Source organism: uncultured Ferrimonas sp., assembly GCF_947489035.1.
GTDB lineage: Bacteria > Pseudomonadota > Gammaproteobacteria > Enterobacterales > Shewanellaceae > Ferrimonas.
Window position 1 is genome coordinate 140,188 of the sequence record NZ_CANLCI010000007.1, and the last position, 13,394, is coordinate 153,581.

Sequence of the window (13,394 nt, forward strand, 5' to 3'; positions counted from 1 at the left end):
AGCGGATCCCAATTAATTCCAGCGACTGAGCCCCGCCAGGGTGGTCAGCCCACATCGATGATCTCATCGGTGTGGGGATCGCTGTGGCTGCGCTCGGTATGGCCATAGTTTTGTTGCAAACGCTGCACCAGCATGGCGCTCATCAAGCTGCGTAACGCCAGCGGTTTAATCAACTTGGGCAGATAGCCAAATCCCGCTTGCTTGGCTTGCTGATGCAAGGTTGGATCGGTGTTGGCGGTGATTAAGATCCCCGGTAATTCGCAGTGGCTTAATTGCTGCAATTGCGCCATTAGGTGCAGGCCGTTATCGCCGTGGTTCAGTTGATGATCCACCAGCATGATGTCGAACTCATCGGGGCTGTGCTGCACTTTTGCGATGGCATCGGCCCCTTCACTAAAGGTGGTGATGTGGCAGTGCCAACGTTCCAGCAGGGCGGTCATGCCCGCCAGTACATCGGGTTCGTTATCCACGCACAGCACCCGCACGCCACTGAGGCTATTGCGCTGCGGTGGCGCCACTGGGGCTTGGGTTTGGCTTGGCGCCACTTCCAGCGCCAAGCTGAAACAGCAGCCGTGACCAGGCTGGGATCGTAACGTCAGCGTATGCCCCATCAAATGCGACAACCCCTGCGCAATATTGAGCCCCAAGCCTAGCCCTGTTGGCGCTTGGGCAGCGGCGCTTTCCAGTCGAGTAAACTGTTCAAACACCTTTTGTTGCTGTGCTGGCGGAATGCCGGGGCCGGTGTCGATCACTTGAATTTCTAACTGTTCGCCCCGGCGACACCCCAGCAGCACCTTACTGCCACGGGCATAACGGAAGGCGTTACTGAGCAGATTTTGCAACACGCGGCGCAACAAGGCTTGATCGCTTTTTACCCACATGCGGGTGGCAACGGTGTGCAGTTCAATCTGGTTGGCGTCGCAACTGGCGCTAAATTCATCGGCCAAGCTTTGCAGTAACGGTTGCAGCGGGAATTTGTCTTGTTTGGGCTGCACCGTGCCGGAATCGATGCGGGCGATTTGGTTAAGATCCGCCAGCAGTTCGTTGGCCACCGCCAAGGATTGATCGATCTGCGCGAGTTGCTTGCGCTGTTTACTGCCCAGCTGTTTGTCTGCCAGTAACGACGAAGAAAAGAGCCGTGCTGCCGACAGCGGTTGCAGCAGATCGTGGCTGCAGGCTTTCAGGTATTGGCTTTTTTGTTGGTGGGCCCGTTGTGCCAAGGCATGCGCCTGCGCCAGTTCGGCGTTGGATTGCGCCAGCTGACGGTTGGCGGTTTCCAGTTTGCGCGTGCGCTCGGACACCCGGGATTCCAGATCCAGATTCTTCTCTTGCAGCAGTTGCTCGGCCTGACGGTACACGGTGATGTCGGTAAACAGCATCACAAAGCCGCCGTCGGGGATCGGGTTGCCTTCAATCTTTACCACGGTGCCATCGGGCTGTTGCCGCTCGGTGCTGTGGCGGCTGCCCTGTTTCAGCAGCTCAACCCGCTTTTCTACCTGAAATCGCAGCTCGGCAGGATCGGAGATCTGCTCGCGCAGGTTGTGCTCGATCAGTTGCCGCACTGGGGTGCCGATCTGCAGCAGCTGCAACGGATAATTAAACAGCTTTTGATAGCCGCGGTTCCAAGCCACTAACGCCAAATTGGAATCGATCACCGAAATGCCTTCGTTGGCGTTTTCGATGGCGCTTTGCAGCACCGAGTGGCTGTACACCGTGCGTTGATGGCTGGCTTCGGTCACCAGCTGGGCCATCTCATCTAAGGCGATGTCGCGCCCCTGAATGGCGCAGGAGATCACCAAGCGAGCGGAAGCCGAGCCCATTACCGTGGCCAGCAAATTCTCGCTAAAGGGCAAGAGCGCTTGTTGCCGCTGTTTGTTGGTGCTGGCGCGATGCTGGCGGGTGAATGTGGTAAAGGCTTGGCTGGCTTTGTCGGCGCCAACAAAACGCGCCGCGAGCTGCTCCAACTCTTGTGGTTCAAAGTGCTGATGCGAGATCTGCTCAAAGCTGGTGAGTTGTTGCGGCCCTAAAAAGTGCTCGCGCTGCATGTTGCTTTGCACGGTGGGGCGGGTTAAGCGCGAGACCATCAGGATCATCAGCATGTTTACGCTTAAGCCAAACAGGGTCGCGATGGTGGTTTTGGAGTAGGGCGAGTCGTTAAATGGGTGCGGGTAGAGCCCCAATTGCGGCAAAAAGTTCAGCACCAGCCACAGCGAGAATCCCACCAAAATGCCGCTAAAGACGCCGGCCAGACTGACTCTTCGCCAGTAAAATGCCGCCCACAGGGGCGGGCCAATTTGGGCGATGGCCCCAAAGGCCACTTCCCCTAAAGAGGCCAGTGCATCCGGTGGTGCCACTTGGTACAGGCTAAAACTTAACGCCATTACCCCAATCACTAACGCTTTACGCACCAGCAGCAAGCGATTACGGAACTGCTCAAACTGGGTGTTATCCAGATCGCTGGAGTGGAATAGGGCAGGAAACACCACCTCGTTGCTGAGCATGGTGGATAAGGCGATGGTTGAGATGATCACCATCGCGCTGGCGGCGGATATCGCCCCTAAAAAGCTGAGCAAGCTCAGCCAAGCGTGGCCATGGGCGGCGGGCAGAAACAGCACATAAAAATCCGCCGGTAGGGTATCGCCATACAGCAGCAACCCCGCCTGCCCCAGCGGCGCGGCCAACAGCGCGAACACCAAAATATAGATTGGGAACAAGGTGCGGCTGAGGCCACTGTGGCGCTGATCTCGTAATTCCACCATGGTGACTTGGAACTGGCGCGGCAGACACAAAAAAGCGCTAAACACGATCAAGCCTAAGCCCACCAACGACAGCAAATCGTGCTGATTTTGCCTAAACAACTGTGCTTCTGCGGTGGTGGCCAATTGCCAGATCTGTTGCGGTGAATCAAAGGCGACAAAACTGACAAACAGCCCCACCAATAAGAACGCCAACAGCTTGATGAGCGATTCGAACGCGATGGCCACCATCACGCCAGGGTGACGTTCGGTTACATCTATGGCGCGCACCCCAAAAATGATGGTGAAGCCGGTGAGCACCACGCTAACCAGCAAGCCCAGTTGCCATTGATCCAGCGATGGCGTTTGCCGCAGCACTTCGTAAGAGCCAACAATGGCTTTCAGTTGCAGGGCCAGATAGGGCAGGGTGCCAATGAGGGTGACCACCGTAACCAGCACGGCGAGTGGCTGGGATTTGCCAAAGCGGGCGGCCAGCAGATCGGCAATCGAGGTGATGTTCAGGCGCAGACACACGGCGATGATGCGCTGGATCACGCGCCAGCCAAACAGGAACATCAAAATGGGCGCAAGGTACACCGGAATGTACGAAAAATCACCGCGGGCGGCTTGAGCGGCAGTGCCGAGGAAGCCCCAACTGGTGCAGTACACCCCTAAGGATAAGGCGTAGATCCAACGTTGATGGGTGGGCGTCAGGCGGTGGCGTAAGCGATCCCCTAAAAAAGCGATTAAGAAAAGCAGGCCGATGTAGCCCACGCTCACCAGCACCAAAAGCCAATTGGCAAACATCGCCACCCTCCGTGGTAATACGCTGTTATTATTGCTATTAGTTTCACTTGTAACACAGGGGTGAGGCACATTCTAGCGCCCAGCTCCCCCCCCGTTTTGAATCGCCCTCGCCAAGCGTAAAACCCTACAACTTTAGTCTTAAGACTTTGTCACTAATACCTTTTCCCAATTGAGCCCCACGCCCATTTTGCTGATGTTTGCCATAGAACATAACAGGAGATGCAAGATGATTTCACACTGCAAGAAACTGGTTGTCGCAGGCTCATTGCTGGCTTGTGCCTCGCCGGCACTGGCTGGGTATGAGTTTGATTTAGGCGATGGCAACAAGCTCAAGTTCGGCGGTTACATCAAGATTGATACCCGTTACGTCGATGGTGATGTGGCCTATCGAGATTTTTGGATTGGTGGCGGTACCCCGCTAGGTGAAGATAAGAGCCAATTTAAGATCTTTGCCAATGAAACCCGTTTTAATACCACCTACACCCACGGCGACGTTACCGGCTTCTTAGAGTTCGATCTGTATGGTGGTGGCGGTAACGAGATCATCTCGAACTCCTATCATCCGCGTTTGCGCCATGCCTTTATCAAGTACCAAGACTGGTTGGTGGGGCAAACCTGGACCACCTACATGAACACCTCGGCCATTCCAGAAAGTGCGGATTTTGCTGGGGCAACGGTGGGCTTATCGTTCATTCGTCAAGGTCAGATCCGCTACAGCAATGGCGGCTTCCAACTGGCGATAGAAAACCCAGAATCCTTCGGTGGTGATCCAAGCGAAGATGGCGTGCCAGACTTTATCGGCAAATACACCCACAAAGCCGACTGGGGTAATGTGTCGGCGTCGTTGTTGGCGCGTCAGCTCAACACCGTTGGTGGTAACAGCGAAAGCGCCTTTGGTTACTCGCTGGCCGGTCGCATCAACTCGATGGGGAAAGACGATTTCCGCTTCCAGTTGCACTTAGGTGAAACCGGTCGTTACACCACGGTGACCACCGCAACGGATCTGGTTGGGGAAGAGGTTGAAGAAACCACCTCGTTCTTGGCCGCTTATCGCCATTACTGGAACGACACCCTGCGTTCTACGGTGCTGTATGGCTACGCGGAAACCGACATCACCGACGTTGAACGTGCTCAGTGGAGCGTTAACATCTTTGACAACCTAACCAAAGAGTTAGCGGTTGGCTTTGAGGTGGGTAATTTCGAGATGAAGGACGCCAACGCCGATTCGTTCTACGGTCAGTTCTCGATGCGCTACACCCTGTAACTCTCGTTTCTGGCGGGCTGAGGTAGCGCCCGCCATCTTGCACCACTTATCTCCTGTTTCTTTTTTCATTTGTGCACCCGCAAGGGCGGGCTAACTGCGGCCTGTTGTTAGCGAGTATTAGGAGCCTAGCTATGTCAGATCCAATCTTAACGGTGAATGACGTCTCATTGGCGTTTGGTGGGGTTAAAGCCCTTACCGATGTGAGTTTTGCGGTGGAGCGCGGCAGCGTGTTCTCCATTATCGGCCCCAACGGTGCCGGCAAAACCTCGATGTTGAACTCTGTCTCTGGGCGCTATCGTCCACAAAAAGGGCAGATCATCTTCGATGGCCAAGACGTTACCCACTTGCGTCCGAACGACCGTGCCGATCTGGGCATGGGGCGTACCTTTCAGAATTTAGCTTTGTTCGGCCATATGTCGGTGCTGGACAACATCATGGTTGGTCGTCACCACCTGATGAAAAACAACTGGCTGACCGGCCCACTGTACTGGGCCTCGCCAGCGCAAAAAGAGGAATTGGCGCACCGCCGAGAAGTGGAGGAGATCATCGATTTTCTCGACATTACCCACGTGCGTAAATCCGTGGCGGGCACCTTGTCTTACGGCTTACGTAAGCGCGTAGAACTGGCCCGGGCGATCGCGCTGAAGCCCAAGTTGATCCTGCTGGACGAGCCGATGGCGGGGATGAACTTGGAAGAGAAAGAGGATATGGCGCGCTACATCCTTGATCTGAACGAAGAGTTTGGCATCACCGTGGTGATGATTGAGCACGACATGGGGGTGGTGATGGACATCTCCCACGAAGTGATGGTGCTCGATTTTGGTAAGAAGCTGATCACCGGTTTGCCAGACGAAGTAATGGCCAATGAGCACGTTAAGCGCGCTTATCTGGGCCTAGAAGATGACAGCATCGTTGAGGAGGCCAGCTGATGAGCAGCAACGTAGCCGACAAGCGCTTTGATTTAGGCGACTTGGACACCTTCCCCAAAATCTTGCGACGCAATGTGCAGCAGTGGCCGAACGACATTGCCATGCGAGAAAAAGAGTTTGGGATCTGGAATGAGTTTACTTGGTCGGATTATTACGACCGCGTGAAGTGGATGACCCTCGGGTTATTGGAACTGGGCATCAAAGCCAAAGACGCCGTCGCGTTGCTGGGCGATAACCGCCCAGAATGGGTGTGGGGCGAAGTGGCCGCGCACGCCATGGGCTGTTACTCGTTGGGGGTGTATCAAGACTCGCTGCATGAAGAGGTGGCCTACCTGCTGAATTTGTCGGGCGCCACCGTGGTGATTGCCGAAGACGAAGAGCAGTGCGACAAACTGTTGGAGCTTGGGGATCAGATCCCAGACGTGAAGTACATCGTTTACTGCGATCCGCGCGGCATGCGTAAGTACGACGATCCCCGCTTACTGGATGTGCGCGAACTGTATCGCATTGGTGCCGATGTGGATAAGCACGACCCACGCCGCATCGACGCCCAAATTGATGGCACCACTCCAGAAGAGATCGCCATCTACTGCACCACCTCGGGCACCACTTCCAAGCCAAAGATTGTGTTGCTGCAAGGCGGCCCCTTTGTGCAGCACTGTTGTTCCTACCTGCGCGCCGATCCTCGCGATCCCGGCGACAACTACGTTTCGGTACTGCCGTTGCCGTGGATCATGGAGCAGGTGTATGCCGTCGGTCAGGCGTTGATCGCCCGTCAAATCGTCAACTTTGTGGAAGAGCAAGAAACGATGATGGCCGACTTGCGTGAAATCGGCCCCAGTTTTGTGTTGCTGGCACCGCGGGTGTGGGAAGGCATTTTGGCCGACGTTCAGGCACGGATGATGGACTCGACCCCCTTAAAGCAAAAGCTGTTTGATTATGGCTTAAAGCGCGCCGAGCAAGCGTTAGAGCAAGGCAAACGCTCCACCTTGGCGGATCTGATTTTAATGAAGGCGTTGCGGGATCGGTTGGGGTTCTCCTTCTTAAAATCCGCCGCCACCGGTGGCGCCGCGATGGGGCCAGACACCTTCCGCTTTTTCCAAGCCATCGGGGTGCCGCTGCGTCAGCTGTATGGCCAAACCGAGATGTGTGGCGCTTACACCATTCACCAAGAAGACGACGTGGATTACGACAGCGTTGGCGTGGCCTTTGATAACGCCGAAGTGAAGGTGATCAACACCGATTCTGAAGGCTTAGGCGAAGTGGTGGCCAAAACCGAAGGCATGTTCTGTGGCTATCTGGGCAACCCAGAAGCGTACGCCGAAGACGTCAAAGACGGTTGGATGCACACCGGCGATGCCGGTTACTTCAACGACGCCGGGCATTTGGTGGTGATTGATCGAATTAAAGATCTGGCCCACACCAGCGCCGGCGTGCAGTACTCGCCGCAGTACATCGAAAACAAGCTGAAGTTCTCCTCGTTTATCGGCGAGGCAGTGATCTTAGGCAAGAACCGCAACCACCTGTCGGCCATCTTGTGCATTCGCTTCTCGATTGTGTCGAAGTGGGCCGAGCAGCAAGGCTTAGCGTTCACTAACTACACCAACTTATCGACCCTGCCAGAGGTGTACCAAAAGCTGCAGCAAGAGGTCGAGAAGGTGAATGCCAGCCTGCCGGAAGCGCAGCGAATCCACAAATTTGTGCTGTTGTACAAAGAGCTGGATGCGGATGACGGCGAGCTGACACGTACCCGTAAAGTGCGCCGTGGTGTGATCGCCGAGAAGTACGGTGACATCATCGATGCGATTTACGGCGGTCAGTCGAACGTGGATATCGATACCGTTATCACCTTCCAAGATGGCACCAAAACGCGCATTCAAACCCAGTTGGAGGTGGCCACCTTGATTGAGGACAACGCCATCGCACAGCCCAGCGCTGAACAACGGAGAGCATCATGAATTTTGAACTGTTACTGCAATTGATCGTGAACGGCCTGATTGTTGGCCTGCTTTACGGTGTGGTCGGCATGTGTTTTGTGCTGGTGTACAAGTCCACCCAGATCGTCAACTTCGCCCAAGGTGAATTCCTGCTGATTGGGGCCTGGGCGTGTTGGGCGTTGCTGGTGTATCTGGAACTGCCGTTCTTTTTAGGCTTCCTGTTGAGCTTGGGCTTTATGGCGCTGTTTGGGGTGGCACTGCAGATGATTGTGCTGCGGCCAATGATTGGTGAACCGATCATCTCGGTGATCATGGTCACCATCGGCTTGTCGATCTTCTTCCAAGCGTTAACCAAATGGATCTTCGGGGTGGCGCCGCAAAGCTTCCCGCAAGTGTTTGATACCCAAAGCATCACCATTGCTGGGCTGAACATCGAACTGGCGTACCTGATGAGCACGATTATCGCGCTGTTCATCATGGTGGGTTTCTACCTGTTCTTCCAATACTCCAAGCATGGCTTAGCGATGCGAGCGACCGCGTTCGATCAACAGGTGGCGCAGAGTCTGGGCATTTCCGTGAAGCAGGTGTTTGCCATGAGCTGGGGCATCGCCGCCACCGTATCGGCCACCGCGGGTGTGGTTATCGGCATGGTGAACGGCGTTTCCGATTCGCTGTCGGTGATTGGCATCAAGGTGTTCCCAGCGGTGATTTTGGGCGGCTTAGATTCCATCGTCGGCGCCATTGTTGGCGGCATCATCATCGGCGTATTGGAAAACGTGGCGGAGTTCTTCGACAGCCAATACCTGCACGTGGGCAACATGTACGACATCGCCCCCTTCTATGTGCTGCTGCTGATTTTGTGGTTCAAACCCTACGGCCTGTTTGGCACTAAAGACATCGAACGGATCTAACAGACAAGGAGTACGTTATGTCCAGTTTGGCCATGCGTCCGTGCGGAGACTTCCGCACCAGTTACAAGCAAGACAACACCATTTATGAAACCAAGACGGTACGCGGTTTTGCCATCTTAGCCATCGCGGCGGCGTGTTTAGCGCCGTTGGTACTGGATGCCTATTACCTGACCCTGTTCATTCAGGTGAGTTACCTCGGCATTGCGGCCTTAGGCCTGAACATTCTGGTGGGCTTTACCGGCCAGATCTCACTGGGCCACGGCGCGTTCTTCGGCTTTGGTGCCTTCGCCTCGGCGTGGTTAAGCAGCCAGTTTGCGATCCCGGTGTTCCTAACCATTCCGCTGGCGGGGTTCCTCAGCATGGGGGTGGGGATGATGTTTGGCATGCCAGCGGCGCGGATCAAGGGCTTGTACCTGGCCATCGCCACCTTGGCAGCCCAGTTCATCTTGGAAGATTTCTTTGCCCGAGCGGAATGGTTCTCTGGCGGCAGCTACGGCTCAATGGCTGAGCCCATCACCCTGTTTGGCTTCGCCTTTGATACCGATGAAAGCTTCTTCTACATCGCCTTGTTTGCGTTGGTCTTCATGTACCTGTGGGGCTGCAACTTGATGCGTTCACGGGACGGCCGTGCCTTTGTGGCGGTGCGCGATCACTACCTGTCGGCGGAGATCATGGGGGTAAAACTGAACAAGTACCGGTTGCTGAGTTTTGGGATCTCCTCGTTCTACGCGGGCATCGGTGGTGCGCTGTACGCCCACTACTTGGGCTACGTCAGCGCGGAAGGTTTTACCTTGATGATGTCGGTGCAGTTCTTGGCGATGGTGATCATCGGCGGCTTGGGCTCGATTAAGGGCACGTTGATGGGCTGTGTGTTTATTGTGCTGCTGCCGGAAGCGTTGGAAGGCGGGGTTGGCCTGGTCAAGATGACCGATTGGGGCAACACCCCCATGATCACCGATGGCTTGGCGTACCTCAAAGAGATGGCCATTGGTTTAGTCATCATTCTGTTTTTGATTTTCGAACCCGAGGGCTTGGCCCACCGCTGGCAGCAGATCAAAAACTACTGGAAGTTTTACCCGTTCGCTTACTAATGCAAGCGGATCTCCGTTGCCACAGTTAAGCGGTCCTGTGGCGACGTTTAGCAAGGAAACCGTAGCTAGCAATAGTTACCCCGGTTGGCCTCAGCCATGGTGGTTGAGCGCCGCAAAAAATAAGAAGGATCGTAAAGATGCATAAGAAATCGTTACTTTGCAGTGCCATGGCCGTTGCGGCACTGTCGATGAGCCACAACGTGGCCGCGGAAGACTCGGTCTTTGTTGGCCATTTGGCGGACATGTCTGGCCCCACCGCCTTTGTGGGCAAGATGTACGCCGATGGGGTACGTGATGCGCTGACCTACATCAACAAGAATGGCGGCATTGACGGCACGGCATTGGAATTCGAAACCATCGATTACGCCTACAAGGTGCCGCAGGCTATCGCGTCTTACAAAAAGTGGAAATCACGCAAAAACATGGTGGCGATGCAGGGGTGGGGCACCGCTGACACCGAAGCGCTGATCTCGTTTGTGGCCAAAGATAAGGTGCCGGTGTACTCGGCCTCTTATTCCGGCCACCTGACCGATCCCATGGGCAAGAACCCAAAAACCAAGAAGCCAGCGCCTTACAACTTCTTCTACGGTGCCTCTTACTCTGATTCTTGTCGTGGCTTGGTGAAGTGGGCAGCGCAAGATTGGAAAGCCAAAGGCAATACCGATCAGCCGAAGTTTACCCACATTGGCGCCAACCACCCTTACCCGAATGCCCCGAAAGCGGCTTGCGCTGCCTACGCAACCGAGCTGGGTTTTGAGGTGATGCCGCCAGTGGTGATCTCGATGAAGCCCGGCGACTTTAAGGCGCAATGTTTAAGCCTGAAAGGCTCTGGCACCAACTACGGCTACGTGGGCAACTTGGGCAGCTCAGTAATGAGCTTGGTGAAGTCGTGCAACACCGTGGGCACCGAACTGCAGTTTATGGCCAACATCTGGGGCGGCGATCGACTGATTTTTGAAGCGGCGGGCGATGGCATTAAAGACTACATCTTCCCAACCATGGGCGCGTTCTGGACCGATCAAGTGCCGGGCATGGAGCTGGTGCGTGAGATCTCTAAGGTTTCTGATCCAGAAGGCAAACAAGAACGAGTTCACCACTACATGCGCGGCGTGTGTTCTGTGTACTTCATGAAAGAAGCGATGCAGTGGGCCAAGAAGAATGGCGGCATCACTGGCGAGAACGTGCGTCAAGGCATGTACGCCACCAAGGATTGGGTGCCTGCTGGCTTAGAAGGGGTGTGCTTAGCGGCCACTTGGACGCCAGAGGATCACCGCGGCATCAATCAGGTCAACATCTACAAAGGCAACTACAACGCTGGCGATGTGAAGATTGAAAAAGTCAGCCAGATGACCCTAGAGCGTCGCTCCGACTGGTTGGGTTTCTGATCCGATCTTAAGCAGTACGCGGCGGGATCAACCCGCCGCACTTTCCAAATTGTAAGGGGTAAACCGATGGCAGAAGCAGCAGTGGATCTTAAACCGGCAGAGTCGGTGTTGGTGATCAACAACATAGAAGTGGTCTACGACGAAGTGATTCAGGTATTACGTGGGGTCAGTATCGAGGTGCCACAAGGCCAGATCGTTACCCTGCTTGGGCCGAACGGCGCGGGCAAATCCACCACTTTAAAAGCGATCTCGGGCTTGTTGAAAACCGAAGATGGCGCCGTAACCCGTGGCGACATCCACTTCAAGGGCAAGCGCATCGACACCCAAGCGCCGGAGCAGGTGGTGCGCGATGGGTTGTTTCAGGTGATGGAAGGGCGCCGCATCATTGAAGACATGACGGTGATTGAAAACCTGAAACTGGGCGCTTACACCCGCAGCGACAATGAGATCCAGCAAGACATCGACATGGTGTTTGACTACTTTCCGCGCTTAAAAGAGCGCACGGGCTTGGCGGGCTACCTGTCTGGTGGCGAGCAACAGATGCTGGCCATTGGCCGCGCGTTGATGGCGCGCCCGCAGATGATCTGCTTAGACGAACCGTCGATGGGGTTGTCGCCACTGCTGGTGAAAGAGGTGTTTGGCATCATTGAAAAGATCAACAAAGAGCAAGGGATCACCATGCTGTTGGTGGAACAAAACGCCAACTACGCCCTGAAAGCGGCGGATTACGGCTACATCATGGAGTCTGGCAAGATTGTGCTGGACGGCACCAAACAGCAGCTGCTGGAAAACGAAGACGTAAAAGAGTTCTATCTTGGCGGCGGCAATGAAGAGCGCAAAAGCTTTAAGAATTTGAAGTCTTACAAACGCCGTAAGCGTTGGTTGTAATTGATAGGGGCAAGCCGATGAGTGAATTTTACGACAGCGCTGAGCAGCAAAACAGCAGCGATCGCGAGCAGAACTTGCTGGCGCGATTGCCCGCTTTCTTAGCGTACATCAGCGAGCACAGCAGCCATTACCGCGAGCAACTGGACGAGTTTGATCTGACCGCGGTGGCGGATCGCACCGCCTTAGCCGCGCTGCCGGTGCTGCGAAAAAGTGATTTAACTCAGCTGCAGCAAGCGAAGCCGCCGCTGGCGGGCATTGTGCCGAACATGAGCACGGTGTCGCGCTTATTCCAATCGCCGGGGCCGATTTGCGAGCCAGAAAATACCCGTCACGACTGGTGGGGGGTGGGTCGAGCCTTCTTTGGCGCTGGTTTTCGCAAAGGCGACGTGGTGCAAAACTGCCTGTCGTACCACATGAGCCCCGGCGGGTTTATTTTGGATTCCGGTGCTCGCGCGTGTGGCTGTAGCGTGATCCCCGCCGGCCCCGGCAACACCGAACAGCAGCTGGATTTGATTGAACAGCTGAAGCCGAACGGCTATTGCGGTACCCCCTCATTTTTGAAAATCCTGCTGGATAAAGGGGCGGCTCAAGGCCGTGATTTAACTTCCCTGCGTAAAGCGTTAGTGACGGGCGAAGCGCTTACGGCGCCGTTGCAAGCCCAGTTTGAACAGGCCGACATCCATGCAGTGCAAGCCTACGCCACCGCCGATGTTGGCTTAATTGGTTACGAAACCGTGCGTAATCAAGGGTTGGTGCTGGCGGAGGAGATCATCGTTGAGATTGTGCGCCCCGGCACGGGCATTGCGGTGGCGCCCGGTGAAGTGGGCGAAGTGGTGGTTACCCGCTTAAATCCGGAGTACCCGTTACTGCGCTTTGCTACTGGCGATCTGTCGTCGTTGTTGCCGGGGCAGAGCAGCTGTGGCCGCACCAATCAGCGCTTGTTTGGCTGGCAAGGGCGCGCGGATCAGTCCACCAAAGTGAAGGGACTGTTTGTGCATCCGCAGCAGTTAGAGCGGTTACGACAAAGCGTGGCGGGGCTGGCGGCGGTGCGATTGCTGGTACGGCAAGAAAACGGCAACGATAAGATGCTGCTGCGCTGCGAGCCGGAGCTAGATACGGTGCTGGACGCCGCCGCGATCAGCGCCAGTTTAAAGGCACTGACTAAGCTCAGCGGCGACGTTGAGCTGGTGGCGCCACAGGCGCTGGCACGTGATGGCATTGTGATTGAGGATCAACGCTAACTTGCGCGCCGTGCGGGGGCTGCCAATGCTGCCCCCCGCCCGTCACCGGATTGATCTGTTTCCCACCCAGTGCGGCACCCCCTCTCGCCGTACCCTTGGTTTGCCGGCTTCCTCCTAGCCGGCTTTTTTTTGGCTGTGTATTAGTTAACTGTTGGCGTTGCTGCGCGGTAGCTATTGTCGCCTGCGGCGAGCTTCGATGGCACTGC

Annotated in this window: 9 protein-coding genes; 8 read left to right on the forward strand and 1 reads right to left on the reverse strand. The window is 55.6% G+C overall.

Annotated features, from left to right (window positions below):
• Window positions 1-44: 44 nt before the first annotated feature.
• Window positions 45-3,542 carry a PAS domain-containing hybrid sensor histidine kinase/response regulator gene (locus tag Q0796_RS06705; protein WP_298441352.1) on the reverse strand — a complete coding sequence of 1,166 codons (3,498 nt, stop codon included), beginning with the start codon at window positions 3,540-3,542 and terminating at the stop codon, window positions 45-47.
• Window positions 3,543-3,768: 226 nt separating this feature from the next.
• Here Q0796_RS06705 and Q0796_RS06710 point away from each other — a divergent pair, with 226 nt between their 5' ends.
• The 8 genes from Q0796_RS06710 (at window position 3,769) to Q0796_RS06745 (ending at window position 13,188) form a co-directional block, all read left to right on the forward strand.
• Window positions 3,769-4,806 (forward strand): DcaP family trimeric outer membrane transporter, encoded by a 1,038-nt coding sequence (locus Q0796_RS06710; RefSeq protein ID WP_298441354.1) that lies wholly within the window; start codon window positions 3,769-3,771, stop codon window positions 4,804-4,806.
• Window positions 4,807-4,937: 131 nt separating this feature from the next.
• Entirely contained in the window at window positions 4,938-5,735 is a 798-nt protein-coding gene (locus Q0796_RS06715; protein WP_298441356.1) for an ABC transporter ATP-binding protein, read from the forward strand.
• Window positions 5,735-7,693: a long-chain fatty acid--CoA ligase gene (locus tag Q0796_RS06720; RefSeq protein WP_298441357.1), complete on the forward strand. Its 1,959-nt coding sequence runs from the start codon at window positions 5,735-5,737 to the stop codon at window positions 7,691-7,693. The genes Q0796_RS06715 and Q0796_RS06720 overlap by 1 nt, the downstream gene beginning before the upstream one ends.
• Window positions 7,690-8,583 carry a branched-chain amino acid ABC transporter permease gene (locus Q0796_RS06725; RefSeq protein WP_298441358.1) on the forward strand — a complete coding sequence of 298 codons (894 nt, stop codon included), beginning with the start codon at window positions 7,690-7,692 and terminating at the stop codon, window positions 8,581-8,583. The genes Q0796_RS06720 and Q0796_RS06725 overlap by 4 nt, the downstream gene beginning before the upstream one ends.
• A 17-nt stretch (window positions 8,584-8,600) precedes the next feature.
• Window positions 8,601-9,674 carry a branched-chain amino acid ABC transporter permease gene (locus Q0796_RS06730; RefSeq protein WP_298441360.1) on the forward strand — a complete coding sequence of 358 codons (1,074 nt, stop codon included), beginning with the start codon at window positions 8,601-8,603 and terminating at the stop codon, window positions 9,672-9,674.
• Window positions 9,675-9,811: 137 nt separating this feature from the next.
• Entirely contained in the window at window positions 9,812-11,059 is a 1,248-nt protein-coding gene (locus Q0796_RS06735) for an ABC transporter substrate-binding protein (RefSeq protein WP_298441362.1), read from the forward strand.
• Window positions 11,060-11,125: 66 nt separating this feature from the next.
• On the forward strand, window positions 11,126-11,947 hold the full coding sequence (locus Q0796_RS06740) for an ABC transporter ATP-binding protein (RefSeq protein WP_298441364.1): 822 nt from the start codon (window positions 11,126-11,128) through the stop codon (window positions 11,945-11,947).
• Window positions 11,948-11,964: 17 nt separating this feature from the next.
• Window positions 11,965-13,188, forward strand: coding sequence for an AMP-binding protein (locus Q0796_RS06745; RefSeq protein WP_298441366.1), 1,224 nt, complete (start codon window positions 11,965-11,967; stop codon window positions 13,186-13,188).
• Window positions 13,189-13,394 lie beyond the last annotated feature (206 nt).